A 23746-nucleotide genomic window follows, 5' to 3' on the forward strand; every position below is an offset into this window, starting at 1 on the left:
CGGTGCGTCCGTTTCGGGCTCCCGACCATAGCGCCAAGTGGACGCAACGTCCACTTACTGGAGTAGGGTGGGCCCATGAGCGATCCGAAGATGCTGTTCGACGGAGGGACGGACCGGTCCCCCGCACCGAAGGAGCGGGCGGACGCGGCGCGGAACCGGGCGCGGATCCTGGCGGCGGCGGCCCGCCTGTTCGCCGAGCGCGGGGCGCAGGACGTCGGCATGGAGGACATCGCGCGCGCCGCCGGCGTGGGCAAGGGCACGCTCTACCGCCGCTATCCCGACATCGCCTCCATCGCGGTGGCACTGCTCGACGACCACGAGCGGCTGCTGCAGGAGAAGCTGATGCGGGGCGAGCCTCCACTGGGGCCCGGGGCACCGCCCGACGAGCGGCTGGCCGCGTTCTACGAGGCGATGGTCGAACTCCTCGACCAGCACATCCACTTGGTCCTCGGCACGGAGACGGGACAGTCACGCTTCGCGACAGGGGCGTACGGGTTCTGGCGCGTGCACGTCGGAGCGCTGCTCGGCGAGGCCGGTGTCGAGGACCGGGAGGCGATGGTGGACCTGCTGCTCGCCCCCCTCGCCCCCGATGTCTTCCAGTTCCAGCGGGACCGGCTCGGGCTCGATGTCCGGCAGATCACCGCGGCGTTGAAGGCACTGGGGCGCGGCGTTCTCGTCCCGCGCGGCTGAGCATCCGGTTCCGGGTCCCGCTTCGTGCAGGCGGCGTGGCTACTCGGGCCGCCGCGGGGGAATTCCGGCGCCGGTCGTGCTCAGCGCCCGGTACAGGCGGTCCAGGTAGTCGTGCAGGCGCTGGGGCATGTCCGTCGTCGTGCGGGAGATCTGGGCCGACTGACTTGGGGTCAGGTTCGGGAGGGCCGGTGTGTCAGTGGTGGTTGGCATGATCAAGGTATGAGCGAATCGACATCGGTGACGCACCTGCTCGACGCCGACAACGCGTGGAGCGAGCGCGTGCGGGACCGTCTGGTCAGCCTGCCGCCGGACCTGACCGAGCTGGTCTGCCACCTGGGTACCGCCTCCGAGTTCTGGAACTGGCGGTACAAGGTCGACACGCCGTGGAAGCGCCGTACCAAGGCACTGCTCAAGGCGGACGGTGCCGAGGACCTGGTGCGGTACGCGGTACGGGAGTTGGCCGCGGAGGGCTCCTTCCACGGGGCCGCCGAGCAGAGCACCGTGATACGGGAGCTGGGCCAGAACAAGGCCCACTCCCCCGCGCGGAGCCTGGCCATCGGATGTGCGCTCGCCGCGGGGTGGATCCGGCAGGACCCGGGGCCCCTGGCCGCCGACCTCGCGCTGCTGGCCCGTAAGAACGTGCAGGCCATGGAGGTCTACTACAAGGTGGACGACGACCTCGCCGGTGCCGCGTTCGCCTCGCTGGGCGAGCTGCCAGGCCCGGCGGTGCTGGACGAACTCTGGGACCTGCACTACTGGGTGCCGTCCGCCCGACACCCCCACAAAGTGCTGGCCAAGTCCGTGAAGAAGGCCGCCGCGCGCCTCGGCGTCCCGCCGCACGAGGTGGCCGAGCGCACCGTTCCCCGGCACGGTCTGGAGAAGGACGGGACGCTGACGCTCGGCTGGATCGACCAGGGCGCCCTGTGGTGGAACCTCGCGCTGGACGCCGTGATCAGCGTGCACACGAGTGGGCAGGTCACCGTCGACTGGATCGACAAGGACGGCACGACTACCCGCACCACCCACCCGTTCAGATCGCCGACCGGGTACAAGGCCCGTACGTGGTCCGAAGACGTGGACGGCGTACGGCGTCAGGCCAAGCGCATCGAGGCCACCCTCGCCGAGGAGCGGTCCCGCCTGCTCGCTCTGGCCGGCGAGGAGCGCACGTGGAGCTGGGACGACTGGCGGCGCTTCTACCGGGATCACCCGGTCACCAGGGTGGTCACACGGTCCCTGAGCTGGGAGTACCAGGTGGCGGACGGCGCCGGTTTCCGTCCCCTCGATCTGTACGTGGACTCCGACGCCGCGGCGCTTCCGTCCACGGCGCGGGTGCGGTTGCGGGCGGAGGGTTCCGGCCAGGACTCGGGAGAAGGCGCATAGGCCTGCTCGGTCCGCCTACCGGGAGGCCGGACCGGCGTCCGGCTTGCCGCTCACGGGCAGGCCGTAGGAGGCAGCCAGGCGGTCGAGTGCCTTGCTGAGCGCGGTCCGCTGGGCTGCGGTGAGGCCGGCGCCGAGTTCATCGTCGAGGGCGCGCGCCTTGGCCGTGCAGTCCGCGAGGAGCCGGTGCCCCTTGCGGGTGAGGCTCAGAATCTGGCGGCGCCGGTCGGCCGGGTCACGGAGACGCTCGATCGCGCCCATGGACTCGAGATGGTCGGCGAGGGACACCACGAGGCTGGGAGCCACCCGCATCAGCTTGGCGATCTCGAGCTGCGAGGAGGCCAGCCCCTTGTCGAGCACCCCCAACAGGCCGACGTGCTTGGGCTTCACGTCATGGACGGCCAGGGCCTCCGCGTACTGATCGGCGATCAGCGCGCCCAGCGCGCCGAGCCGGAAGCTGAGGGTGTCCGTCCACGTGGCGTCGTCCATGCGAGCTATGCTACCGTCCTCAAACCATTCAGGCTCTGAATGATTTGAGGTGAGACCCATGATTGATCCTCGCACCGTGCAGATCGTCTTCGCCGACCTGCAGGACAGCATCGTGGCCCTGAGCGGCACGAACGGACCCGAGACCATCAGGCGCTCGGCCGGGGTGCTCAGCACGATCGCGCAGCGGCTCGACATCCCGTTCACCATGTCGGTCGCCCCCAGGCCCGACGGACCCGACGTCATCGCCGAACTCCCTGAGACGGCACCGTTCGTGCGCGGCGGGCCCTGCTGCTGGGACGACCTCGCATGGCGCGCGGCGATCGCTGCCGAGGACCGTAAGACGCTGGTCATCTGTGGTGTGACCTCGGAGATCGTGGTCCTCCACACCGCGCTCGACGCCCTGGCCGCCGGCTACGCGGTGTTCGTGCTGGTCGACGCGAGCGGCGGGATGTCGGAGCGTACGGAGAGGGCGGCGCTGTCCCAGATCGAGGCGGCGGGCGGGACGGTGACGTCGGTGGCGAGTTTCGTGACGAGCATGGTGCGCGACTTCACGACTCCCGTCGGACGTGATGCCATCGTGGCGCTGCACGGTCTGATGGCGTAGACGGCGGCCATGCCGGTGAGGCCCGTGCGGCTCCGCCCTACCTCGCCCCTCTGCACCTCTGCACCTCTCCCTGCACTGCCTCCACACCTCCGCGATCCGCGCGTCCGCGCCTCCGCGCCTCCGTGCCTCCGTGCCTCCGAAAGGGGTCCGTTCCATGAAGCTCGCCCCTCATCTGCACCGCCTCGGCAACGACATCGTGGCGTGCTATCTCGTCGACACCGACGACGGCATCACGCTCATCGACGCCGGGCTGCCCGGTCACTGGCGGGATCTGCACCGTGAACTCCGCTCCCTGGGCAAGTCCGTCGACGACATCCGCGGACTCGTCCTCACGCACGGGGACACCGACCACATCGGGTTCGCCGAGCGACTTCGAAAGGCCCACGGGGTACCGGTGTTCGTGCACGCGGCCGACGCCGTCCGCGCCCGTACGGGAGAGAAGTTCCAGGGCGCGATCGGGCCCCGGCGCCTCGGCCCGATGCTCGGGTTCCTCGGTTACAGCCTCGTCCGCAAGAACGGCCTGCGGCCGCGCTATGTCGGCGAGGTCACCGAGTTCGGTGACGGTGACGTTCTGGATCTGCCGGGGAGTCCGGTGATCGTGGGCGTGCCGGGGCATTCTCCTGGGAGCGTGGCAGTGCACGTGCCGCTCGCCGACGCGGTCTTCGTCGGGGACGCCCTGACCACGCGGCACGTCCTCACCGGACGCACGGACCCCCAGCCGGCGCCCTTCACGGACGACCCGGCCCTTGCGATGTCCTCGCTCGACCGGATCGCCGGACTGTCGGCGTCCTGGGTGCTCCCCGGTCACGGCGCGCCCTGGCGTATCTCTCCGGCCCACGTGGGCGATGCGGTGCGGTCGGCATCGGAGCCGGGTGCGGGCGGGTCCCAGAAGTGAGTTCGGCATCAACTGATCCTGCTTCAGCGGGAGTTGAGTCGCCTTCGGAGGCTTCAGGCGGGCTGCGCGGCTGAGCCTGCGGCCGTCTTGACGGCCTGGTGAGCCTTGCCGGTCTCGCGGAGCATCAGCAGGGCGACGAGCGTGATGAACGCCGAGGTCAGGCCGTGGATGCCGAGCGCGGCGGCGACGGTGCCGTGGTGAGCCAGGACGTTGATCATGTCGCCGAACGGGGCGACGGCCTCCATCAGCAGGACCCAGCCCAGGGCGCGGCGGTGGCCCGTCAGCAGCAGGATCCCGATGACCAGACCCATCGAGAACTCGCGGATGCCCTTCATGGTGAGGAGCCGCCGCCGTCGCCGGCGGGCCAGGTCGGCAGGCCGACGCCCGGGGTGGATGCCGCCGGGGCCAGGATGAAGGACAGGCCGAGGTAGAGGACGAACAGGACGCAGACGGTGGCCAGGACGGTGTTGACGGTCTTCAGCGACATGGTGTCTTTCCTTCGGTGTACGGGTGTACGGGTGTACGGGTGTGGGTGTTGCGGCAGATCCGTGTCAGACCTCGATCTGCTCGAAGATGTGCGGGTACGAGACGATCGCGTCGGGGAACTCGGCCGCCATGCGCTGGAAATCGGGGTTGCCGAGCGCCCTGGCGAGCGCCTCGGTGGACTCCCAGACCGCGACGTTCATCAGCAGCTCACTGCCCGCCGTCCCCCGGTGCATCTGCAGGGAGACGAATCCCGGCTGGGCCCTCATGAACTCGGCCTGCCTCCGGAAGAGGGCCAGGAACGACTCGGTCTGCTCCTTCGGGACCAGGAAGGTGTTGGCCAGGACGACGGGCCCGGTCTTCTCCTGGAACTGCGCGAACATCGGCGTCTGCGGGTCGAGACTCTGCAGCTTGGCCATTTTCTGAACTCCCTGTCGGTACGGGGCACTTGATCAGTCGGTCTTGTACGGCGGTTCTTGTTCAGACGAGGGCGGTGACGAGGAGGGTGAAGGCGGCGACGATGACGGCGACGCGGGCGTAGTGGTAGCGGTCCCAGCGGTTCATCTGGTCTTTCCAGTCCGCGGGCCGGGTCTCGGGGGTCCAGTTCTTGCCCTGGTTGTTGATCGGGACGAGGAGCAGGATCGACATGATCACGCTGACGATGAGCAGGGCGCCGGCGGTGACGACGAGGCCGAAGCCGTCGTGGGTGTGTCCGGCGACGGCCCAGACGGCGACGAGGGCGACCGAGCCGATGTACCAGAAGGGCATCAGGGCGCCGAGCATGCGGCCGCCGTGGGAGCGGGCCATCTGGTCGGCGTCCTCGGGGAGGGCGCCGAAGATGCGGTTCATGACGAAGGCGACGGAGAACTCGACCCCGACCATCAGGCCGACGGTCACGGTGGTGACGACCTCGAGTGCGGCAAGCATGCTGACCCCTCCCATTGATTTCTAGCGCTGCTAGCTGATGAGGCAACGCTAATACTAATGGCGCTCGCTTGTCTAGCGCCGCTAGAAAACTGCCTCGGGGAAGGTAATTGCGTCGACAGCGCCCTTCGACACCCGGCAAAGTGGCCGCCCGTGACGAGCAGTGAGCTGTGGACCCGTGCGACCGCCGAGCGCTACGACGCCGAGGAGGCCGAGTTGTCCTCGGCCGCCGCCCTCGAACCAACCCTCGCCTTCCTCGCCGAACTCGCCGGAGACGGCCGAGCCCTGGAGTTCGCCATCGGAACCGGACGCGTGGGCGTCCCACTCCGGGAACGCGGCGTACAGGTGGCGGGCATCGAACTGTCCGAGCACATGGCGGCGGTGCTACGGCGCAAGGTCGACGAGAGCACGCTTCCGGTGACCATCGGCGACATGGCCACCACCGTCGTCCCCGGCCCGTTCACCCTGGTCTACCTCGTCTACAACACCATCTCGAACCTGCTCACACAGGACGAGCAGGTCGAGTGCTTCCGCAACGCCGCACGCCACCTGGAGCCCGGTGGCCGCTTCGTCATCGAACTGGTCGTGCCTCCCCTGCGGTCCCTGCCGCCCGGCCAGGTCGCGGTGCCGTTCGACGTCTCCGAGCACCACCTCGGCTTCGACACCTTCGACCTGGTCGAACAGGTCCTCGTCTCGCACCACTTCACCCGCGACGACGACGGCCGCTACCGCCGCGACAACTCCCGGCACCGGTACGCCTGGCCGGCCGAGCTCGACCTGATGGCACGGATCGCCGGTCTCGAACTGGAACGCCGCGTCGCGGACTGGGACGGATCTCCGTTCACCCAGGACTCCACGAAGCACATCTCCGTGTGGCGCAAGCCGGCCTGACTCCCCCACCCCACTCCCCCACTCCCCACTCCCCCGCCCTCCGCCCTCTCGACTGCGCAATACTTGAACTATCAATGACTTCTCTGAGAGCCGTTGAGAGCGCGGAACCGGAACCTGGAATCACGGCCTGACCGGCGCTACTTCCCGGTGAAACCGCCTTCGCAGCGGCCTGCGTTCACCGACCTCCTCCCAGGCCCACTCCCCCGGCCGCGCCCTCTGCCCGCCCTGTCGCCGTCACCGAAACGCTCCGGTGACGATCATGTGAGCCGCGCCTGCCGTGAGCGCTCAGGGCCGCCCGCAGGGGCAGTCGACCGGTCGCCGTGAACTCGCCGGCGCCGACAGATGCGATGCGTCCGGGCGGGCCAAGCCGAGCCCTCGGGAGGTGGCGCGCACGCGGCGCCGCCATGGAACTTCCCTCCAGGTCCGTCGCTCGAGCCCCTCGTGACAGGGCGCGTGCAAGCACAGAGGCTCAGCACTTGATGGGTTTGCCCGTGAGCCAGGTTCAGGGGATCCGTCGCTGATACCGGCGCACCAGTGCGACGGCTGCCGTAGCCCTGATCGGCGCGGCCTACGGATCTGCGGTTCTGCCCGACCTCATGGCGCCGGCGGGCCGAGCCTGGTCGCGGCGGTGCAGCCGCACGGCGAAAGTCCTGGGTGGCGGAGGTGCTGACGTCGGGGCCTCGTAGTGCACGGCTGAGGCATGGGCGCCAGGGAAGTCGTCACTGGACGGCCCATCAGGATCTGCTGGTGACATACCAAGGGGTGGAGTGCCTGGAGTGCTCGCTCCCGCCTCGTGATCGCTTCACCGACGGGCCATCGCGCGCAAGTGGTCTCGTCTCTGGCCACCTAGAGACGTCGTACGACAGCTAACAGGCCGCCGATCAGCGGTGACCGTCACCCACTCACAGCGGCCTACATGGAGAAGCTGGGTAGCCGTCACAGCCTCAGGCATGCAGGCAGGCGTGGCGCGCCGCTTCGGAGTTCAGAGTGGAGAGCCCGCTTCGACTCGTAGTCGGATGGGCGTCCCTGGGCAGGCACGTCCTGGACGACTCGGCTCATCTGAACCAGCCCCAGCTGATCACCGTTGCGAGGTAGGGGCACCGACCTTCCTGCGCGAACGGCCCCTGGCCACAGAGCCAGACCTTGCAGCCACTCCCCCACTCCAGATGCTCCACAACAGAGCGGACGACTTGAGCAGGAAGCCTCAAAGGCGACCCTCCCCCGCCCTCCCAGCTCACCGGCATGTGATGTCGATGAGTGGCAGAGAAGCATGCGAGTGCTTCACCACTCAGCGCCGGGAACCCGACCTACCCTGCGCCCACTCCCCCAGCACACCTCCACCAAGGGCCAGTCACCAGCACTCACCAATCCGACAGCCTCGATTCTTCGCGAACACCGAGCAGAGCACAGAGCAATGACAGACCCCTGGAGCACTCGCGTCCGGAGATCACTTGACTGACGCCCACCTTCACGCCCTACGACCGTTTCCCTGTTGAACCCGATGCTGCTCGTTCCGTCATGCGGGAACGAGCAGCGAGCGGATGCCCATTCGGCGGCACAGCCCGGACCAGTTCCCCACACTCATCGCCAACCCACCACGGTCACCCCACCTCCTAAGCCCAGATGATGCTGGCCCAATGGGCCGCTTCCACCTATACTCATCGCGCACGTTCTTGACCAGAAAAACCGCCTCTGACCTGGGAAAACAAACATCACTGCAAACATGGATGCAAGCTTGCATGCAAGCATGTTGCACGGCGTTGACCAACGCCTCAGTGACTGCCGCGTGTTCGGCATGCCCATCGATAGTGATCCCCGTAAGAGTCAAGGCCTTGCTCACAGTGCCACATCACGTTGCTATAGACGTCGCACTCTCCACCTTCCAAACCGCCTTGAGCAACGCAGCAACAGCAGTCAAGTTGCAAGCGTGTATGCAGGTCGATCCGCCAGCGCATCTACCTGCTCACCGGCCGACGGGAGTGCGCACCTGCCGAGCAACCGGCTCAGCTACCCGCTCGACACTTTGCCAGCCTGTGCGCATCCGCACCCGTTGCCGTATCAACTCAGCGGTAAATCTCCGCGTTGGCATGCTGGCCTGCCTCGCTATCGAGGTGAAGGTCAGTCTCGTAGCGGGCATGGAAGCTTCTTGGTGGACAGACATGCTGACCAGTTCAACGGCATGCCTGAAGGCCCGATCGCATGCCAAGAGTGCTGCCAGTGCGATGGCTTGCCTTGCAGTCAGGTGTACGGCTTGGTTGCCCGTGAGCAGGGTCGTATGACTGTTGGCCAGCGGAAGGGCTTGCCCGCTGGTGCGTCAGCGGGCCTGATGCACCACAGGAGCGCCAAGCCGACTGCACGTACGCCCGCAGGCCAGCGAGCGGCATTGCTGGTCTGCTGGCGCACCAGTCTGCTCAGCGGTAGGCAACACCGTGGCACCGTCCGCTTGATGGGTAGCGCGAGGCTTGGCATGCGGGTGGGCGGGGGAGTGGGTTCGGTGGCGTGCAAGGGTGTAGGCCAGCAGGTCAGCCCGTGGGGGAGTTTGGCTGCGGGCCCGGCGGCTGGTTGGTCGCCTCGCCCGGACGCTGGTCGGCCGCCACGCCGACCGGCGGGTTCGCGGGGCGGTTTGCGTGCCGGTGGGGGAGTGGGCCTGCTCGGCTGATTGCGTGCCTGTTTGCCGACCGGCTACGTAGCGGGCAAGTTGTGGTGTTGGGTGCCGCGCTGATGGGGCGCCAGGCGGGGGACTGGGTGGGGCTGCCTGTGGCTCGGCTTGATCTCTCGTTGACTGATGCGCGTGTTGCCGTATGCGGGCGAAGATCGTCCTGATAATGTGTGCATCGCTTTGCGTCGCAACTTCACTGGAGGTGAACAGAACTGTGGGAGTGTCTGATGTACTCACTGTTGGGTTCGCTGCTGGTAGAAGGGCGTGGGGAGCTGCTTGTGGCCATGGTGGGCCGCAGGTGGAGTCCTTTGCGGGGCAGCACACTTGAGCACCAATCGAGAACCCTTCGTCGACCTGCCGGAACGGGGTCGTGGAGGGGTCTGCCGGGCCTCGGAGAGGGCCTTCGTGGGGTACTCGGCACCAGGATCGGCCTCTTTGGAGCGCAGGATCGTTCTGAGAGAACTTTCGGCCGGGCAAGGCCCCTCAAAAAGGGGCATATCCCACTCGTTTTCCAGCGTCCCTCACCCGTCTTCGGGCCTGAACCAGACTGAGAGGATCCATGTCCAGTCCCTTCGCGGCACCTGACAGCCGAATGAACCTGCCCCAGATCCCGTGGGGCTCGCTGTCGCACATCTTCATGTTCGGCAACGGCAAGGGCGGCGTGGGCAAGTCGTCCGTGTCGGCCAACGCGGCCGGCAAGGCGGCGCGCAGCGGACTGCGCACGCTCATCATCGACTGCAACGCGCAGGGCAACATCGCGCGAGAGCTCGGCTACAAGCGGGCCGAGTGGAACGACGGGGGAGCGGGCCTCCTCGAGTCGCTGCGCACCGGCACGGCGCTCCGGCCGCAGCGCAACGTCCGCGAGAACCTGGACGTCGTGATGGGCGGCCCGGCGCTCGGTGACGAGTTCGGCATCTTCTTCCACACGCTGCTCGCGAAGGAAGGGCCGCACGCGTACCTGCGGCTGCTGATGTGCCTGCTGCCGATCGCGCACGAGTACCAGATCATCATTCTCGACACCCCGCCCGAGAACCCCTCGCTGCAGCGGCTCGCGCTGTCGACGGCGCGCTGGCTGGTGATCCCGGTCAAGAGCGACGGGGGAGCGGAGGACGGTCTGGCGCAGATCGGCCTGGAGTTCTCGTACGTGCGGTTCGTGAGTCAGCTCAATCCGCACCTGGAGCTGCTCGGCGTGCTGCTGTTCGACACCGGCCGCAAGTACACGGGCATCCACGCCGACGTGCGCCAGCAGGTGCAGAAGGTCCTCGGCGAAGAGGCCCACATGTTCAAGCACCTCATCGGGCACACGGAGTCGGTGGCCCGGCTCGTGCGCAAACGGGGTCTGCTCGTACAGGAGTTGGCCGACAAGCGCCGGGAAGGCGACCGCTCCATCCCGGAGACCGTCGAGGGTCTGGTCGCCGACTATGAAGGATTCACCGAAGAGATGTTCGCTCGGGCACTCGAGCTGAGGAAGGACGCAGCCGCATGACCCCGCCCAAGGGCAAGAAGCGCGTGGACGAGGACGTGGAAGAGCAGAGCATGTCCGACCAGGGCGTCGGCAATCTGTTCAGCGGAGGCGGCGGCAGTGGCGGTGGCACGCCCAGCGCCCTCGCCGGCTGGGCCACCCCGGCTCCCGCACAGGCGCAGCCGGTCGCTCCGGTGACCCCGATGCCCACGCCTGTGGCCGCCGCGCCCACGGTCATCCCGCAGCCGGCCCGTGAGGTCGTCCAGGAGCCCGAGCCGGAGCCGCTGGACGACGCGGACACCGCGAAGCCCGTCGGCTTCTACGTGTCGCAGAACGTGGCCGGGCGCTTCCGTAAGTTCCGCAAGGCGAACGACGTCACGCACACCCAGATCGTGCTGATGGCCGTCGAGGCCGCGGCGGAGAAGGGGCTCGCGCAGGTCGTCGAGGACGCCCGGCGGACGCCCAAGTTCCAGTCCAAGCTGTTCGCGGTCACGGTCAAGCCGGACGACACGGATCTGCGCGGCCTGGGCCCCGTACAGCTGCAGTACAAGCCGACGCGGACGCAGCGCGGGATCATCGACGGTCTGGTGAGGGAGTCCGGTCTGCCGGACCACACCAAGTTCCTCGCGATCGTCCTGGACCAGTACCTGCCGGGGCGCAGGGACGCCTGAGCCGGGCGGAGGAGTGGGGGAGTGGTGGCCCGCGGCCGCCGCTCCCCGTCGCCGTTCAGTCGCTGCCGAGTCGCCGCTGAGTCACCGTTGATCCGCATCGGCCGTGGCCACCCGTAGCATGTGGGCCAGCGGCCCCCGACCGTCCTCACGAAAGGCCAGCTCATGCCGGACAGGAACCTCGAGTTCGGCCTGTACGGCGCCCAGGGCGTCAAGGGGCACGAGGCCGTGGCGCGGCAGCTCGACCGGCTCGCCGGGTTCATCGCGACGCCCGTGACGGTCCGTCGTGGCCTGATGGCGCGGCTGCACTATCTGACCCGTACCCCGCACGCCCGGGCCGCGGCGCGGGACGCCGGCCTGACCGTCACGGACCGCACGCTGAAGGCGTGGCTCGACGGCCGGCGGCAGCCGACGCGGCAGAACCTGGAGCGGATCGACGCCGCGTACCTCACGGTGCGCCGGGCGAACGTCTCCCGGCACCTGCTGGCCCGCCTCAACCGTCAGGGCCGGGGCACGCGCGTGGAGTTCCATCCGCTCAACCAGTCACAGGTGCCGCGCCCGCGTCAGCGCGTCATCGACTACCGAACCCTGAACGTGCGCCGCTGGGACCGGATCGTGGCGGCCTGGGCGGCCGGTGACGAGGGTGCGCTGGACGAGGCGTGGGTGAGCGACGTCGTCGTCGATCTGGGCTCTCAGTGGGGCGAGTACGAGTACGTGAGCGCGATCGGGTTCGCCGCCTGAGCCGCTCCCGGAGAGCGGCTCAGGCAATGGCTCAGGTAACGGCTACGAGCGGGCGTACAGGCGGATGCGGTAGCGCAGGCCGGTCTTCGAGGTCTGCCAGTCGTGGTCCTCGGTGACCTTCCACTCCGGACCCGGTACGGGGGCGTGAGTGTCGCCGTCCACGGTGGTGTCGACCTCGGTGACGGAGAGCCGCGTGGCGTGCGGCAGGGCGGCGCGGTAGATCTCGCCGCCTCCCATGACCCAGGCGGGGCCGTCGGCGAGGGCGAGGGCCTCGGGGACGGATCCGGTGCGCTCAGCGCCTTCTGCGGCCCACTGGGGGTCCCGGGTGAGCACGATGTTGCGGCGGCCCGGGAGCGGGCGGAAACGGGCGGGCAGCGAGTCCCAGGTCCGGCGGCCCATGATCACGGGTTGTCCGAGGGTGGTGGCCTTGAAGTGGGCCAGGTCCTCGGGGAGGTGCCAGGGGATCCCGTTGTCCGCGCCGATCACGCCGGCGGGGGTCTGGGCCCAGATCAGCCCGACGCCCGACGTACCGCTCGTGCCACTCGTGCCGTTCGTGGTGCTCATACGGCGACCTGGGCCTTGATCCCGGGGTGGTGCTGGTAGCCCAGCACCTCGATGTCCGAGTAGGCGTAGTCGAAGATCGAGTCCGCCTTGTGCAGCTTCAGCTCGGGGAAGGCGTACGGGGTGCGGGTCAGCTGCTTCGTGACCTGCTCGACGTGGTTGTCGTAGATGTGGCAGTCGCCGCCGGTCCAGATGAAGTCACCGGGCTCGAGGCCGGTCTGCTGGGCCACCATGTGCGTCAGCAGGGCGTAGCTGGCGATGTTGAACGGGACGCCGAGGAACAGGTCGGCGCTGCGCTGGTACAGCTGGCAGGAGAGCTTGCCGTCGGCGACGTAGAACTGGAAGAAGGCGTGGCACGGGGCGAGCGCCATCTTGTCGAGCTCCGCGACGTTCCAGGCCGACACGATCATGCGGCGGGAGTCGGGGTCGTCGCGCAGCGTGTCGAGGACCTGGCTGATCTGGTCGATGTGCCGACCGTCGGGGGTGGGCCAGGAGCGCCACTGGACGCCGTAGACGGGGCCGAGCTCGCCGTTCTCGTCGGCCCACTCGTCCCAGATGCTGACGCCGTTCTCCTGGAGCCAGCCGACGTTCGAGTCGCCGCGCAGGAACCACAGCAGCTCGTACGCGATCGACTTGAGGTGCACCTTCTTGGTGGTGACCAGGGGGAATCCCTGCGCGAGGTCGTAGCGCAGTTGGTGTCCGAAGACACTCCGGGTACCGGTGCCCGTCCGGTCGGCCTTGGCCGTCCCCGACGTGAGCACAAGCTTCAACAGGTCTTCGTACTGAGTGTCCACCACGGTCGAAAGCCTAGTCGCCCGCGAGAGCGATCTCGGCCAGCAGCCTGTGCGGCCCAGGGGAGCGGCGGGGGAGTGGGACGGACTGGGGCAGCGACTCAAGCGACCGAAGCGACTCTGAGGTCAGAACCACAAAAGCGAGCACAGCAGAAGCAGCGGCCGGGGCGAGGTCGTCGTCCAGTGCTAGCTGTTTTTCACTAGCGTTTCTACAGTCGCTGCCTTCGGTCGCTGTTCCGAGTCCTTCAGTCGCTGCCCTTGAGTCGCTCTTGAGTCGCTGCGGAGCTTCAGTCGCTGCCCTCCGAGGGCGTTTTCGGGGACAGCGACTGAAGAACAGCTACTGAGCGACTCTTCGGTCGCTGTTCAGTCGCTGGAAGAAAGCCCAGCTCAGACAAGGGGCGGGCGCGAGATAGCGACTGAAGCGACTCAACATCCGGGTATATCAGGAAGCTAGCGTGCGCGTGTGTGCGTCATATATAGAGGCCTTGAGTCGCTTCAGTCGCTGTTTTGGGTTTTCCAGGGCTCTGACCTGCGGTTTTCTGAAGCGACTGAAACAGCGACCGAAGAGCTTCAGTCGCTGCGCGTGTTTCTTCAGTCGCTGACGGTGCGGAGATGCCCCGAAAAGGGGCCCACCGACACGGCCGAGGGCGGCTCTTTGCCTGTGCTCCACGGCCTGACCGGGGACGTTCGCTAGTCTGTGTCCGTCGTTGAGTCGCTTCGGTCGCTGATAGGGGATGTGGATGCCTTCTGAGCTGCGTTCTCCGCGCAGCGACTCACGCCGGTTCGTCTCTGATCCCTCAGTGTCCGAGCTGCCGTGGGCCACTGCCCGCTGGTGCGCCCGCCGGGGCTGGCCGGTCCATCCGCTGGCTCCCGGACGCAAGACCCCCGCGGGCAACTGCGAGAACTGCCGGAACTCCGCCCACGTGCCCGCGGACTGCGCCTGTCTGTCGCTGGGTCGCTGGTGCCACGGGTTCCACGCCGCCACGCTCGACCAGCGCCGCATCCAGCAGTGGTGGACGCAGCACCCGGACTTCGGGGTCGGCGTCGCCTGCGGTCCGGCCGGCCTGGTCGTGATCGACATCGACGCCCACCCGGCACCCGCCCCGAGCCGGGACCGGATCCTGCCGGGCATCCCGATCGCCGACCACGTGGACCTGACGGGCCTGGCGACCGGATTCCACTCGCTGGGCGTGCTCGCCGCTCTACGGGGCCACCAGAGCCCTGCCGAGGACACCGGCACCCTGCGCGTGCGCACGCCGTCGGGCGGCCTGCACGTCTGGTACCGGGCCGAGGACAACCGCCGCTGGCAGTGCTCCACCGGCTCCAGCACCGGACGCGCCCTCGCCTGGCAGGTCGACGTCCGCGCCCACGGGGGCTACATCATCGCTCCGGGCACCACCACGCACGCGGGCACCTACACGGCCGTCGGCGAGACCAGGGAGCCCGCTCCGCTGCCGCTGTGGCTGGCCCAGGAGCTCGAGCGCACCGGGCACCTGCCCGCGGCCAACATCCCCGCGCCCCGGCCCGTACCGCCGCGGGCGCAGCAGGCCGTGCTCGCCGCCGGGGGAGGCCGCGCCCGTACGGGCAGCACGCTCACCTCGGTGCTGGCCCCGGTCGCCGCCTGCGGGCAGGTCTCCGAGGGTGCGGGCTTCTCCGACGTCCTCAACCGGGCCGCGTTCACCCTGGGCGGTCTCGTCGCGGCCGAGCGGCTGTCCCGCGAGGAAGCCGAACGGGCCCTGCGGGAAACCGCCTCAGCGGCCCGTCCAGGGCAGGAGAGGCGCTCCGAGCAGATCATTGCCAGCGGCCTCGCCGCAGGCCTCCTGAAGCCCCTCTACGCCGCTGGAGGACGCTCGTGACGTCTCCCGGCAACGAGACCCTCTTCGATTTCGACCCCGCAGCCGTCGCCGCCCAGATCCGCAACCAGGGAGGCGTGCCCCTGCCCGCCCAGGCCGATGGTTCCCCCACCGCGAGCACCGAGGCGACTGCCGCCGGGCTGCTGCCCGACACCCTCACCGACCGAGGCAACGCCAAGCTGTTCGTGAAGCTCTACGCCAACGACTACCGGCACGTCCCGGGCATCGGCTGGTACCGCTGGGACACGACCCGCTGGCAGATCGACGAGGACGACACCGTCCTGTGGGCCGCCGGTGACCTGGCCGAGAACATCGCCGCGCACGACGCGCGGGGCGTGTTCACGACCACCGCCCTCCAGCAGCACCGCCGCCGCGCCCTGTCCACGACCGGCATCAATGCGATGCTCACCCAGGCCAAGTCGGCGCCCGGCATCGTGCTCAACGCCGCCCGCCTGGACGCCGATCCGTACGCCCTGTGCACCCCGGACGGCATCGTCGACCTGCGCACCGGCCTGATCAAGACGCCCGACCCGGACAAGGACTTCCACTCCCGCTCCACGAGCGTCGGCCCGCACCACGGCAACCCTCCGCGCTGGAACCGGTTCCTCAGCGACACCTTCGGCGACGACGCCGAGGGCCGCGAGATGATCGACTTCCTGCAGCTGATGCTGGGCTACTCCGTCACCGGTGACGTCGGCGGTCAGGTGCTGCCGTTCCTGTTCGGCGCCGGCAAGAACGGCAAGTCCGTCCTCCTCGACGTCCTCATGAAGCTCCTCGGCGACTACGCGGACGCGGCCCCGCCCGGCTTCCTCATGTCACGCCCCTACGAGGGCCACCCCACCGACCTCGCCGAGCTCCACGGCCGCCGCGTCATCGTGTGCAGCGAGGTCAAGCACGGCGACAAGTTCGACGAGGCCCGGGTCAAGCTCCTCACCGGCGGTGACCGCATCAAGGCGCGGCGGATGCGGCAGGACTTCTTCAGCTTCCAGCCCACCCACAAGCTCTGGCTGCTCGGCAACCACCGCCCCGAGGTCGGCACCGGCGGCTTCGCGTTCTGGCGCCGCATGCGGCTGATTCCGTTCGAACGCGTCGTCTCCGACGAGCGGAAGATCGACAACCTCGCCGACATCCTCGTCACCGAGGAAGGCCCCGGAATTCTCGGCTGGCTGATCGACGGAGCGCGCCGCTACCTGGGCGGGGAGAAGGACCTCACCGGGCCCGAGCGGGTGCGGATCGCCACCACCGCGTACGCCGAGACCGAGGACCACACCGGACGTTTCTTCGAGGAGTGCTGCAGCCTCGCTCCCGAACTCCGCGCCGAGCAGGCGGGACTCTACGCCGCGTACAAGACGTGGTGCCACAATGAGGGGGCGCCCGCCATGTCCTCTCGCGCGTTCGCGGCACGCGCCCGCGAACTGGCCGGACTCGCCTCGCCCAAGGAGATGATCCTGTCCAACCAGCGCAAGTACTACCCGGGCATCGGACTGCTCACTGACGAGGAGAGGGAAGCCACCGCATGAGCTCCCTGATCACCGAGGACGAGATCAGCCACGAGCAGGAGCTGGTCTGGCTCGAGGACGTCAGCTCCCTCGACTACGTACGTCAGAGCCTGGACCGGCTCTCCAGCCGGCGCGGCAAGCCCGCCTACCACCGCGACGGCCGCATGGTCGGCTACGCGGTCCTCGGCCCCAAGGCGAAGGCCTCCCGCTCCTCGGGCACCTTCCGCCGCCGCGTCTTCTGGCTGCTCCCGCACGACCGCGACACCGACCCCGAGGGCCTCTACGCCACCGGCGCACCCGCCGAGGCCGTCGACCCCGGGACCATCGCCGCCCGCGTCAAGGGCTACAAGACCGAGCGGTCGGAGGGCGGGCCGCCGTCCGCCGCCATGCGCGAGATCGGGACGCAGCTGCCGCTCTGAGCAGGCGCGCGCGTCGTGCGCGCGTCGTGGCTGCAATCCTGATACAGAGTCGCTTGAGTCGCTGCATATGCCGGTGGTTGTGGTCTTGCGCGGGTGAAAGCGCAGGTCAGGGGCATCTTCGGGGGGATGGGCCGGCAGCGACCGAAGGTGTGGCCGGGGGAGTGGCGGGCGTCCCTTGATGTGAGCGTGCGCGGTACATCTATGCGCCCTGAGTCGCTTCGGTCGCTGTGAGCAAGACGTGCGCGTCGCTGACCTGCATCTTCGTGGGGGAGCGGGATGGCCGGAAGTCGCCTGCTCGACGGTCGGCGAGCGTGAGGCAGCGACTGTCGCGATGTCGCCCTACGCATCGTCAAGCTTTCCCCATGAGACTCCTGCGTTTCTCCTGCTTCGCTAATGTGTCCGAGCCGTTGGGTATTTGATCGCTGCACGGGGGGTGCACATGGCGTCTGATCACGCTGTTACTGCCGTGGGTCAGGTATGAGCAACGGGCATCACGCGCTGATCGACGCGGCCCGCCGCGGCGCGGGCCCGCTCCCCGAGACGTTGACCGACCGCGGCAGCGCGAAGCTGTTCGTGGGGACCCATGCGCGTGAGTTCCGGTACGTGCCGGAACTCGGCTGGTACCGCTGGAGCGGCGACCGCTGGCACGCCGATCAGGACGACACGGTGTTATGGGCGGCGGGAGATCTCGCGGAGGCACTCGCCGACCGCGACCCGCGCGGCCGGTTCACCGCGCAGGAACTGCACGAGCACCGGCGCCGGGCCCTGAGCACCATCGGCATGAACGCCATGCTCGCCCAGGCCAGGACCGCGCCCGGCATGGTGCTCAACGCGGCGCAGCTGGACGGTGATCCGTACGCCCTGTGCACGCCCGGCGGCATCGTCGATCTGCGCACCGGGGTGGTCCGTACGCCCGACCCGGACCACGACTTCCACTCCCGCTCCACGCAGGTGGCCCCGGCATCCGTGCCGACGCCGCTGTGGGACCGCTTCCTCGACGACACCTTCGGCGACGACGCCGAGGGCCGCGAGATGATCAGCTTCCTGCAGCTGATGCTGGGCTACTCCGTCACCGGTGACGTCGGCGGTCAGGTGCTGCCGTTCCTGTTCGGCGCCGGCAAGAACGGCAAGTCCGTCCTCCTCGACGTGGTGATGAAGCTGATGGGGGACTACGCGGACGCGGCCCCGCCCGGCTTCCTCATGTCGCGCCCCTACGAGGGCCACCCCACCGACCTCGCCGAGCTCCACGGGCGCAGGATTGTCGTGTGTCACGAGATCAAACCGGGAGACCGGTTCGACGAGGCGCGGGTGAAGCTCCTGACGGGCGGTGACCGGATCAAGGCGCGGCGGATGCGGCAGGACTTCTTCAGCTTCCGGCCCACCCACAAGCTCTGGCTCCTGGGCAACCACCGGCCCGAGGTGGGCACCGGCGGGTTCGCGTTCTGGCGGCGTATGCGGCTGATTCCGTTCGAACGGGTCGTTTCGGACGAGCGGAGGATCGACAACCTCGCGGACATCCTCGTCACGGAGGAAGGCCCGGGAATTCTGGGCTGGCTGATCGACGGGGCGCGCCGTTATCTGGGCGGGGAGAAGGACCTCACCGGGCCCGAGCGGGTACGGATCGCCACCACCGCGTACGCGGACACCGAGGATCACACCGGACGGTTCCTGAGCGAGTCCTGCGCCCTGGACCCCGCGTCGAGGGCCGAACAGGCCGGCCTCTACGTCGCCTACCGGCAGTGGTGCGGGCACGAGGGTGTGCTGCCCGTCTCCTCCCGTGCCTTCGCCGCCAGGGCGCGTGAGGTGCTCGGGCTGACGTCGTCCCGCGCGATGATCCGCTCCAACCAGCGCAAGTACTACCCGGGTCTGGCCCTCACGGTCTGCGAGCAGTCGGCCTGAGGTGCCGGAGTGCGGCCTGTCGTGCGGGAGGCCGCGTCACCACTCCCGTGGTGACGCGGCCGTGGACACCTGCCGGCTGCGGCCCGGTCGCAGAGTCGCTTCGCGGGCCGGGCGAACTCAGGAAAGCTGTGGCCGCCGGTGCCGCTTCGGGGTCACAGTCCGGTGCCGCCCGAGGCGTCGATGCACTGGCCGGTGACCCAGCGGGAGTCGTCCGAAGCGAGGAAGGCCACGATGTCCGCGACATCCGCGGTCCGGCCCATGCGGCCGAACACCGAGAGCCCGGCGTGAGCGGCCTCGCCCTCGGGCGTGGACCAGCGCCGCTTGTTGAGGTCCGTCTTGACGAAGCCCGGCGCCACCGAGTTCACCGTGATCTGACGGGGCCCCAGATCTTTCGCGAGGGTGCGGGTGAGCGCCTCGAGCGCGGCCTTGGCCATCGAGTAGGCGAGGGAAGTGGGCATCGCCACCCGGGTGCTCGCCGAACTGATGTTGACGATCCGGCCGCCTTCCCGGAAGCGCGGCAGGCCCTGCTGCACCAGGAACAGGGGCGCCTTGGCGTGCACGGCCATGAGCCGGTCGAAGTCGTGGGGCGTCACATCGGACACCTCACCCCGGACGTTGAAGCCGGCGTTGTTGACCAGGACATCCAGCCCCGACGGCTCGCCCAGCTCGCCGAGGCCGGCGTCGAAGACCTCGTACAGGGTCGCGACGTCGTCGGGTTCCCCGAGCGGGGCACGCATGGCGAAGGCGCGGCCCCCGGTGGCGTGGATCTGTTCGACGGTCGCGCGAGCGGATGTGTCGTCGCTGGCGTAGTGCACGGCGACGAGCGCTCCATCCGCGGCCAGGCGGCGGGCGATCGCCCGCCCGATGCCCCGGCCCGCGCCCGTGACCAGCGCGGTTCTCCCCTTGAGCGTCTCCATGGCGTAGCCCCCCGTTTTCCCCTGGTGTGCCCGATGCGGGATCAGTGGATCTCGGGTCAAGTCTCCCTGGAGCCTCCCTCGAAAGGAACACCTCAGCGCCGTTGAAAAAACCGGGCGTCCGGTTTATTGTCGCGTTGCGATGATCCCGTGGCGGTTCCGTGCGGGCCTTCACGACTCCCTCCTCCCTCAAGTGCCGCGCGGTCCGACCTGTGCGGCCTCGACGCTAGGCGGTCTCCATGTCCCTCCGGCATCTGCGTCTGATCGCCGTGAACATCGACGGCGTACTGCTCAACGACACGTTCAGCCCGGTCATCCACCGGTTCGTGGTCTCCCGCGGGGGCGCCTACACCGCCGGGCTGGAGCGTGCGGTGTTCTCGCAGCCCCAGCTCCGGGCGGGCGCGGTCCTGGCCGGCCCGGGGGAGGAGCCCGTCGAGGTCGTGGCCGCGTACTTCCGCGAGCGGGAGAAGTACCTTCGGGAGCACCCGGTACGGCTGCTCGACGGTGCGGTGGACATGCTGGAGCGGCTTCGGGTCGTCGCCGGGGTTCCGCTCGTCTGCTACGGCGGACTGGAGCGGTCCCACTTCGACCGCCATCTGGGATCCTGCGCCCAGTACTTCGACGAGCCTCGCTATGTGTGCACCGACGCGTTCCGGCCCGGACTCCGGGAGATAGCCGAGGACGTGTTCGGGCTCCGGTGCGATCAGGTGCTCTTCATCGACGACGTGGCACGGGTGGCGGAGGTCGCCCGGGGGCTCGGGGCCGCCTTCGTCGGGCATCCGACGGACTTCGAGCACAGCTTCCAGCGGGACCTGATGCGGGAGGCCGGAGCACGCCACGTGATCGACTCGCTCGACGCGGTGGACGCGGAACTGCTGCACACTCTCGATGCCGAGGCTGCGGACGGCCGCCTGTGGCCGGAGGGAACTCTGTCGGCGGTGGGCGCGACCCGGGTGGCGGCAGGCCTCTGAAGCGTGCGGCCCCGCCGCTTACATTCGGAAATCGGCATTCCGGATGGTTTTCACGTCGTCGCTCTCAGGCTTCGACCAGGAGGTTTGGGCCCCCCACCGGCCCGGAAGCAGAGGTGCGGGGAGTCGAAACGGCATGTCTGACCACTGCCGTTCGCCGATTGCGGGCTGTCGGGCAATCCTCGAACGGTGGCGCCTGCCGCTGGCGTATTCCCGGAGCGAGCAAGTAGGGTACCTTCTGCGCGGTTTTTTATTGGAGTAGCACAGCGCTCCGCGATGGAGCGGTGGAGAACGAGGAGAGGTCCATGGCCCAGCAGCAACGAGCGGTCATGACCCGCCGCACCGTACTGGAAGCAGCAGCGACCGTTTTTGCCGAGCACGGCTACACCGCGGCGACCGTCGCGGACATCCTCAAGGCGGCAGGGGTCACCAAGGGCGCGCTGTACTTCCACTTCGACTCCAAGGAAGCGCTGGCCCAGGGCGTTCTGGAGGTCCAGACGGACCTGAAGCTGCCCCCGCAGGAGGTCAAGCTCCAGGAGATGGTGGACGTCTGCATGGCGGTGGCCCACCAGCTGGTGCGCGATCCGGTGCTGAGGGCCGGCGCGAGGCTGTCCTCCGACCCGATCGGCCGTCGGCACTATCGGAGCGCCTGGCCCCTGTGGGTGGACATGCTGACGGAGATCCTCACGGAGGCCCGTCAGCGGGGCGAGACCATGTCGCACATCGTGCCGCGGGACATCGCCGAGATGGTGGTCAGCGCGTTCAACGGCGTGCAGCTCTACGCCCAGTTGGAGACGGAACTGGCCGACGTCGAGGGCCGGGTCTCGGTTCTCCTGAAGCACCTGTTGCCCGCCATCGCCTCGCCCGCCGTGCTGATGCAGCTGGACGCGGAACCGGACCGGGGGGCTCGGCTGGTCGCCGAGGCCGGCCTCGTGTCCGCGTCGACCTGAGCAGGACGCAGACGCTTCACACACCTGTGCGCCCGCGGTCACCGTGCCGCGGGCGCACAGGTGTGTGCGGGCATCAGGCCGGAGGATCGGGGCGGCCAGTCCGGTTTCGTGCGGCATCGTGGCCGGTCGCGTTCCGCGGCAAGGCAAGGCACGGCAAGGCACGGCAAGGCCGGGGCTCGCGGGCGTCGCCCACCTGGAACGTGGGCGACACCGGAGAGCCCCGGCCTTGCCGTGCCGCGTGTGCGGGAGACCCGCTTCGGCGACCCGGATCAGTCCTCGGCGGGCACGGTGGTCACGACGGCGCTGAACACCTGGAGATCGTCCTGATGGCCCGTCACAAGAACGCGATTCCTGCCGTGTGGGTCCTCGGGAAGGCCGCACACCTCGATCGTGCAGCGGGCGTCGAGCTCCGCGTACCGGGAGAACTCGCCGGTGATGCCGACAGGGAGACACGGGTGGCCGAGGAACGCCGCACTGGCCTGGCGGGCCGCCTCCAGGAGCAGCATGCCGGGCACGTGGTCGACGGGGTGATCGAAGAGGATCGGGTGCCGGGTGTCGACCCGGAGCTGCCAGGAGTCCTTCTTCTGGGCGGGGGACAGGACGACGTCGGTCGGCGAGATCCGGCCCACGTCCTGAGGTGCCAGCGGGCTCGTCAGGGGGAGGGGCGCCGGGACGTCGTCGCCGATGCTGTTCGCACGCAGGCGGCGGTACACCGCAGGTGAGGCGCAGGTGAAGGTCGCCGCACCGGTCGCGGCCACCTGCCCGTCGCGGCGGATCACCGCGGCGTAGTGCATCCCCGCGAGATTCACCCCCCGGCGCTTGACGTCCGTGCAGGTGACCTCGATCTCGACGTCGGCCGGCGCGGTGCCGACGGCCAGGTGTTCCGGTGCGATGTCGACCGTGAGGTCCCACATCAGGAACTGGTGGCCGAGCGGCACCTCGAACTCGGCGTGCGCCAGGAGGATCCCCGCCTGCCGGATCGTTTCAGCGACCATGAGCGGGTCATGACATCCGTCGACGGCGGTGAAGAAGCCGTGATGCTGCGGAAGCCGGGCGGTCACGGTGAAGTTGAGATCGTCGGCCCGGTGCCAGTCCGTCAGCCACACCTCGACGGCGTTGGCCCGGTGCACGAGTTCCTTCGGGACGGTGGTGACCGCGGCCGGGCGGCCAGGCACGGCAGAGGCGGTCAGAGTCGGCGCCATGGTGTTGCCCTCCTGCTGGTGTCCACCGCGTATGAGGCGTTCGACCCGGAACGTGCTCGAAGACATGCTTGGTCCCCCTGAGCTGTGTCGGCGTGAAGTGAGGTGTGGTGCTCAGGTGAGTAAAGATACATACCACCCGGTTTAATTTCTAGCGGTGCGAGCGGTTCCGGTCGCGCGATATGCGGAGCGACTTGTTCCGCCCTGCCGGCCCGCGGTCATGGTGGCCGCTCCGGGCTGCAGGCCCGGGCGTCGAGCGTGGGCCGGAGCGTTTCTCCAGCAGCCCCATAGCGCTTCTTTAGTGGCTCGGTCGACCCTTTACTCCTGGTTGACCGAAGGGGGATTGGCCGGATGAGCGGCATGGATGTCGTATTGCGCGTGACCCGCGGCCGGGCCCGCGACGAGGAGCTGGCCGCCCTGGCGGCGGTGTTCCTGGCGATGCGGGGCGACGGTGCGGAAGGGCGCGGGACGCGGTCGGAGGCTGATCGGGCCCGCTGGAAGCGGCCGGAGGGCTACGTCGCGCCCGGTAGTTGGCGGTGAGATCGGCGGGTTGCAGAAGGCGTTTTCGCACCTCTATGTAAACCGCATAGGCGGTTTGTTAAAGTGTTCCGTGTACCCGAGGTGGGACTTCTCCTCGGCCTCGTCCCCCAGGGAGGGACCAGATGACGATGACGACTGCTGCCGCCCCCGCAGGGGCGGAGGTGGCGGCGTCCGGCGCGCGTGGGCGTGTGGCGGAGCTGCACGCGATCCGTGAGCAGGCTCTGGCCGGCCCCAGCGAGAAGGCGACCGAGGCGCAGCACGCCAAGGGGA

23 protein-coding genes and 1 pseudogene are annotated in these 23746 nt (G+C 68.9%); 15 read left to right on the plus strand and 9 right to left on the minus strand.

Going from position 1 to position 23746, the window contains the following annotated elements; translation table 11 throughout:
* Positions 1–75 precede the first annotated feature (75 nt).
* The gene (locus ACIBTU_RS37520; RefSeq protein WP_399131227.1) at positions 76–690 is read left to right on the plus strand and encodes a TetR/AcrR family transcriptional regulator; all 615 of its coding nucleotides are present in this window, start codon (positions 76–78) and stop codon (positions 688–690) included.
* Between the two features lie 39 nt (positions 691–729).
* On the opposite strand, the gene ACIBTU_RS37525 is transcribed toward ACIBTU_RS37520, so the two are convergent.
* Positions 730–900, minus strand: coding sequence for a hypothetical protein (locus ACIBTU_RS37525; RefSeq protein ID WP_399131228.1), 171 nt, complete (start codon positions 898–900; stop codon positions 730–732).
* Between the two features lie 9 nt (positions 901–909).
* On the opposite strand from ACIBTU_RS37525, the gene ACIBTU_RS37530 reads away from it, so the two are divergent.
* Positions 910–2070 (plus strand): DUF4132 domain-containing protein, encoded by a 1161-nt coding sequence (locus ACIBTU_RS37530; RefSeq protein ID WP_399131229.1) that lies wholly within the window; start codon positions 910–912, stop codon positions 2068–2070.
* Positions 2071–2085: 15 nt separating this feature from the next.
* Here the strand turns inward: ACIBTU_RS37530 and ACIBTU_RS37535 are convergent, their stop codons facing one another.
* Positions 2086–2556: a MarR family winged helix-turn-helix transcriptional regulator gene (locus ACIBTU_RS37535; RefSeq protein WP_399131230.1), complete on the minus strand. Its 471-nt coding sequence runs from the start codon at positions 2554–2556 to the stop codon at positions 2086–2088.
* Between the two features lie 58 nt (positions 2557–2614).
* Between ACIBTU_RS37535 and ACIBTU_RS37540 the strand changes: the two genes are divergently transcribed.
* Positions 2615–3160: an isochorismatase family protein gene (locus ACIBTU_RS37540; RefSeq protein WP_399131231.1), complete on the plus strand. Its 546-nt coding sequence runs from the start codon at positions 2615–2617 to the stop codon at positions 3158–3160.
* Between the two features lie 154 nt (positions 3161–3314).
* Positions 3315–4055, plus strand: a complete 741-nt coding sequence (locus ACIBTU_RS37545) for an MBL fold metallo-hydrolase (RefSeq protein ID WP_399131232.1) — start codon at positions 3315–3317, stop codon at positions 4053–4055.
* 53 nt (positions 4056–4108) lie between these two features.
* On the opposite strand, the pseudogene ACIBTU_RS37550 reads toward ACIBTU_RS37545, so the two are convergent.
* The 3 genes and pseudogenes from ACIBTU_RS37550 to ACIBTU_RS37560 form a co-directional block, all read right to left on the minus strand.
* Positions 4109–4542: pseudogene (locus ACIBTU_RS37550) on the minus strand (DUF4267 domain-containing protein).
* Positions 4543–4606: 64 nt separating this feature from the next.
* Complete coding sequence (locus ACIBTU_RS37555) at positions 4607–4957, minus strand: antibiotic biosynthesis monooxygenase family protein (protein ID WP_399131233.1); 351 nt, start codon at positions 4955–4957, stop codon at positions 4607–4609.
* 61 nt (positions 4958–5018) lie between these two features.
* Positions 5019–5465: an anthrone oxygenase family protein gene (locus ACIBTU_RS37560; protein WP_399131234.1), complete on the minus strand. Its 447-nt coding sequence runs from the start codon at positions 5463–5465 to the stop codon at positions 5019–5021.
* A gap of 150 nt (positions 5466–5615) precedes the next feature.
* On the opposite strand from ACIBTU_RS37560, the gene ACIBTU_RS37565 reads away from it, so the two are divergent.
* From ACIBTU_RS37565 to ACIBTU_RS37580, 4 genes are all read left to right on the plus strand, one after another.
* Entirely contained in the window at positions 5616–6353 is a 738-nt protein-coding gene (locus tag ACIBTU_RS37565) for a class I SAM-dependent DNA methyltransferase (protein ID WP_399131235.1), read from the plus strand.
* 3218 nt (positions 6354–9571) lie between these two features.
* Positions 9572–10498 carry a ParA family protein gene (locus ACIBTU_RS37570; RefSeq protein ID WP_399131237.1) on the plus strand — a complete coding sequence of 309 codons (927 nt, stop codon included), beginning with the start codon at positions 9572–9574 and terminating at the stop codon, positions 10496–10498.
* On the plus strand, positions 10495–11145 hold the full coding sequence (locus ACIBTU_RS37575) for a hypothetical protein (protein ID WP_399131239.1): 651 nt from the start codon (positions 10495–10497) through the stop codon (positions 11143–11145). The genes ACIBTU_RS37570 and ACIBTU_RS37575 overlap by 4 nt, the downstream gene beginning before the upstream one ends.
* A gap of 162 nt (positions 11146–11307) precedes the next feature.
* A complete protein-coding gene (locus tag ACIBTU_RS37580; RefSeq protein ID WP_399131240.1) occupies positions 11308–11883 on the plus strand; it encodes a transcriptional regulator in 576 nt (191 codons plus the stop codon).
* 42 nt (positions 11884–11925) lie between these two features.
* Here ACIBTU_RS37580 and ACIBTU_RS37585 read toward each other — a convergent pair whose 3' ends face one another.
* Both ACIBTU_RS37585 and ACIBTU_RS37590 read right to left on the minus strand, forming a co-directional pair.
* Positions 11926–12447 carry a dihydrofolate reductase gene (locus tag ACIBTU_RS37585; RefSeq protein WP_399131241.1) on the minus strand — a complete coding sequence of 174 codons (522 nt, stop codon included), beginning with the start codon at positions 12445–12447 and terminating at the stop codon, positions 11926–11928.
* Positions 12444–13241 (minus strand): thymidylate synthase, encoded by a 798-nt coding sequence (locus tag ACIBTU_RS37590; RefSeq protein WP_399131242.1) that lies wholly within the window; start codon positions 13239–13241, stop codon positions 12444–12446. Before ACIBTU_RS37590 ends, ACIBTU_RS37585 begins: the two co-directional genes overlap by 4 nt.
* A gap of 734 nt (positions 13242–13975) precedes the next feature.
* Here ACIBTU_RS37590 and ACIBTU_RS37595 point away from each other — a divergent pair.
* The 4 genes from ACIBTU_RS37595 to ACIBTU_RS37610 all read left to right on the plus strand — a co-directional run bounded on the left by ACIBTU_RS37595 (position 13976) and on the right by ACIBTU_RS37610 (position 18905).
* On the plus strand, positions 13976–15091 hold the full coding sequence (locus ACIBTU_RS37595; protein WP_399131243.1) for a bifunctional DNA primase/polymerase: 1116 nt from the start codon (positions 13976–13978) through the stop codon (positions 15089–15091).
* Positions 15088–16608, plus strand: a complete 1521-nt coding sequence (locus ACIBTU_RS37600) for a phage/plasmid primase, P4 family (protein WP_399131244.1) — start codon at positions 15088–15090, stop codon at positions 16606–16608. Before ACIBTU_RS37595 ends, ACIBTU_RS37600 begins: the two co-directional genes overlap by 4 nt.
* Positions 16605–17006, plus strand: coding sequence for a DUF6009 family protein (locus tag ACIBTU_RS37605; protein ID WP_399131245.1), 402 nt, complete (start codon positions 16605–16607; stop codon positions 17004–17006). Before ACIBTU_RS37600 ends, ACIBTU_RS37605 begins: the two co-directional genes overlap by 4 nt.
* Positions 17007–17483: 477 nt before the next feature.
* Positions 17484–18905 (plus strand): phage/plasmid primase, P4 family, encoded by a 1422-nt coding sequence (locus tag ACIBTU_RS37610; protein WP_399131247.1) that lies wholly within the window; start codon positions 17484–17486, stop codon positions 18903–18905.
* A 152-nt stretch (positions 18906–19057) separates the two neighbouring features.
* Here the strand turns inward: ACIBTU_RS37610 and ACIBTU_RS37615 are convergent, their stop codons facing one another.
* On the minus strand, positions 19058–19822 hold the full coding sequence (locus ACIBTU_RS37615; RefSeq protein ID WP_399131248.1) for an SDR family oxidoreductase: 765 nt from the start codon (positions 19820–19822) through the stop codon (positions 19058–19060).
* Positions 19823–20058: 236 nt separating this feature from the next.
* Between ACIBTU_RS37615 and ACIBTU_RS37620 the strand changes: the two genes are divergently transcribed.
* The gene (locus ACIBTU_RS37620) at positions 20059–20790 is read left to right on the plus strand and encodes an HAD family hydrolase (protein ID WP_399131249.1); all 732 of its coding nucleotides are present in this window, start codon (positions 20059–20061) and stop codon (positions 20788–20790) included.
* 302 nt (positions 20791–21092) lie between these two features.
* Positions 21093–21737: a ScbR family autoregulator-binding transcription factor gene (locus ACIBTU_RS37625; RefSeq protein WP_399131250.1), complete on the plus strand. Its 645-nt coding sequence runs from the start codon at positions 21093–21095 to the stop codon at positions 21735–21737.
* A 269-nt stretch (positions 21738–22006) separates the two neighbouring features.
* Here ACIBTU_RS37625 and ACIBTU_RS37630 read toward each other — a convergent pair whose 3' ends face one another.
* The gene (locus tag ACIBTU_RS37630; RefSeq protein WP_399131251.1) at positions 22007–23005 is read right to left on the minus strand and encodes a ScbA/BarX family gamma-butyrolactone biosynthesis protein; all 999 of its coding nucleotides are present in this window, start codon (positions 23003–23005) and stop codon (positions 22007–22009) included.
* A gap of 282 nt (positions 23006–23287) precedes the next feature.
* On the opposite strand from ACIBTU_RS37630, the gene ACIBTU_RS37635 reads away from it, so the two are divergent.
* Positions 23288–23476, plus strand: coding sequence for an acyl-CoA carboxylase epsilon subunit (locus ACIBTU_RS37635; RefSeq protein WP_399131252.1), 189 nt, complete (start codon positions 23288–23290; stop codon positions 23474–23476).
* The last annotated feature ends 270 nt before the right edge of the window (positions 23477–23746 follow it).

Origin of the sequence: Streptomyces sp. NPDC050145 (genome assembly GCF_044460245.1) — a bacterium.
GTDB lineage: Bacteria > Actinomycetota > Actinomycetes > Streptomycetales > Streptomycetaceae > Streptomyces.

Coding starts and splice junctions, on each gene's coding strand:
- ACIBTU_RS37630 (WP_399131251.1), bottom strand. CDS start 23,005: ATGTCTTCGAGCACGTTCCGGGTCGAACGCCTCATACGCGGTGGACAC.
- ACIBTU_RS37595 (WP_399131243.1), top strand. CDS start 13,976: ATGCCTTCTGAGCTGCGTTCTCCGCGCAGCGACTCACGCCGGTTCGTC.
- ACIBTU_RS37555 (WP_399131233.1), bottom strand. CDS start 4,957: ATGGCCAAGCTGCAGAGTCTCGACCCGCAGACGCCGATGTTCGCGCAG.
- ACIBTU_RS37520 (WP_399131227.1), top strand. CDS start 76: ATGAGCGATCCGAAGATGCTGTTCGACGGAGGGACGGACCGGTCCCCC.
- ACIBTU_RS37560 (WP_399131234.1), bottom strand. CDS start 5,465: ATGCTTGCCGCACTCGAGGTCGTCACCACCGTGACCGTCGGCCTGATG.
- ACIBTU_RS37585 (WP_399131241.1), bottom strand. CDS start 12,447: ATGAGCACCACGAACGGCACGAGTGGCACGAGCGGTACGTCGGGCGTC.
- ACIBTU_RS37570 (WP_399131237.1), top strand. CDS start 9,572: ATGTCCAGTCCCTTCGCGGCACCTGACAGCCGAATGAACCTGCCCCAG.
- ACIBTU_RS37580 (WP_399131240.1), top strand. CDS start 11,308: ATGCCGGACAGGAACCTCGAGTTCGGCCTGTACGGCGCCCAGGGCGTC.
- ACIBTU_RS37575 (WP_399131239.1), top strand. CDS start 10,495: ATGACCCCGCCCAAGGGCAAGAAGCGCGTGGACGAGGACGTGGAAGAG.
- ACIBTU_RS37620 (WP_399131249.1), top strand. CDS start 20,059: ATGTCCCTCCGGCATCTGCGTCTGATCGCCGTGAACATCGACGGCGTA.
- ACIBTU_RS37625 (WP_399131250.1), top strand. CDS start 21,093: ATGGCCCAGCAGCAACGAGCGGTCATGACCCGCCGCACCGTACTGGAA.
- ACIBTU_RS37535 (WP_399131230.1), bottom strand. CDS start 2,556: ATGGACGACGCCACGTGGACGGACACCCTCAGCTTCCGGCTCGGCGCG.
- ACIBTU_RS37635 (WP_399131252.1), top strand. CDS start 23,288: ATGAGCGGCATGGATGTCGTATTGCGCGTGACCCGCGGCCGGGCCCGC.
- ACIBTU_RS37615 (WP_399131248.1), bottom strand. CDS start 19,822: ATGGAGACGCTCAAGGGGAGAACCGCGCTGGTCACGGGCGCGGGCCGG.
- ACIBTU_RS37605 (WP_399131245.1), top strand. CDS start 16,605: ATGAGCTCCCTGATCACCGAGGACGAGATCAGCCACGAGCAGGAGCTG.
- ACIBTU_RS37540 (WP_399131231.1), top strand. CDS start 2,615: ATGATTGATCCTCGCACCGTGCAGATCGTCTTCGCCGACCTGCAGGAC.
- ACIBTU_RS37525 (WP_399131228.1), bottom strand. CDS start 900: ATGCCAACCACCACTGACACACCGGCCCTCCCGAACCTGACCCCAAGT.
- ACIBTU_RS37610 (WP_399131247.1), top strand. CDS start 17,484: ATGAGCAACGGGCATCACGCGCTGATCGACGCGGCCCGCCGCGGCGCG.
- ACIBTU_RS37545 (WP_399131232.1), top strand. CDS start 3,315: ATGAAGCTCGCCCCTCATCTGCACCGCCTCGGCAACGACATCGTGGCG.
- ACIBTU_RS37530 (WP_399131229.1), top strand. CDS start 910: ATGAGCGAATCGACATCGGTGACGCACCTGCTCGACGCCGACAACGCG.